The 1269-nt window shown below is 38.1% G+C and carries 1 protein-coding gene; it reads left to right on the plus strand.

Annotated features, from left to right (window positions below; translation table 11 throughout):
- A partial coding sequence (locus A6733_RS08700) for a hypothetical protein (RefSeq protein ID WP_176696739.1) occupies positions 1 to 1269 on the plus strand: 1269 nt, incomplete at both ends.

Consider the following 1269-nt stretch of genomic DNA (forward strand, 5'->3'; position numbering starts at 1 on the left):
TTTAAAGAGATGTAAGGTAAAAGGTAAGTTATCAAGAGCAGCTCTTTCAGATTTAAAAGGACGGATAGGTACAGTATCCAAATCCAGTACTGCTGCTGTTTCTTCTCCAGCCATTATTGCTGATCAGCATATTTGTGATTCACTGGGAGTTAGTTTACATCCTGGCAGTGCTAAAATAATTGGTGATCTCCTTTCTAAATTTGATGCAATAGCTGGAGTTTTTTACAAGAGAGTGATAAACAGACAACTTCCACCAAACACCATAGATAAACTTACGGAGACCGGACGTGCTATTTGGTACGGTACTTATAAGGTACTGTGTGAAGTTAATTTTGTGCATAAATGTTTTTGTGAGTATCATTCTAAGCACAGACCTGGTTTTATACATTCTCTTCCTGACATTAAAGTATTGTCTAGTTCTTCTGTCGGTGATGTAGAGAAGTTGACTGGAGATACGTTGCTGAATTTTTTATTGGGACTAGATTCTGCTATCCGTAAGAGGGCGGAGCATGTTTTTAACTCTAATTGGCGTGAAGCAGTTGATAGAGTTTCTAGTGCTCTGGAAGGTGAGTCTTTGGATGCTGTTAGTTATAAAGATTTTGCCAATGTCCTAGACATTGCTGGTATTCCCTCAATAGCATCATCTTCAATGTGTAATTTGAAATCACGATATCACGGAACACATGCAAGTGCTAAAGGTACTGACAAGCCTACAGTATCAGGAGATGGATCTTTTTCTAGTTCGATTGCAGAAGGGGTATACGCTAGTAGCAGAAGTCTTTCCGTTATTTTATCAATGGAACCATATTTGATGTCATATTTGAAAACACGATATTCTGGAACAAATACGAGTGGTGAATATGTTGATAAGAGTACAACATCGGGAGATGGATTTTCTTCTGATTTGATTGTGAAAGGCAAACAAGCGGATAGCAGTAGTGTTTCTATTCCTGTTTCTACTCATGCTGAGGCAGGAATTGTTTGTTCTACTACTGGAGTACCGTCCATTCAATACGTTGATTTGCTAGGTGTTAAGTTGCATATTGGTAGTGCTGAGCTAATTTGTGGGCTCTTTTATGGTTTTTGTAAATCTGTAAGACTATCTTATTCGCATTCTACATATAATTACCTATCAACGGCTATGAATGGTGAACTTTCCACGATTGGGAGAGCTATTTGGTGTAGGATCTACAGAGAATTGCATCTATCTAGTTTTATAGCCAAGTGTATGTGTATCTACCATTACAAGTACCGTCCTGATTTTGTACG

It is taken from the genome of Candidatus Ichthyocystis sparus (assembly GCF_900078745.1).
GTDB classification, from domain to species: domain Bacteria; phylum Pseudomonadota; class Gammaproteobacteria; order Burkholderiales; family 2013Ark19i; genus Ichthyocystis; species Ichthyocystis sparus.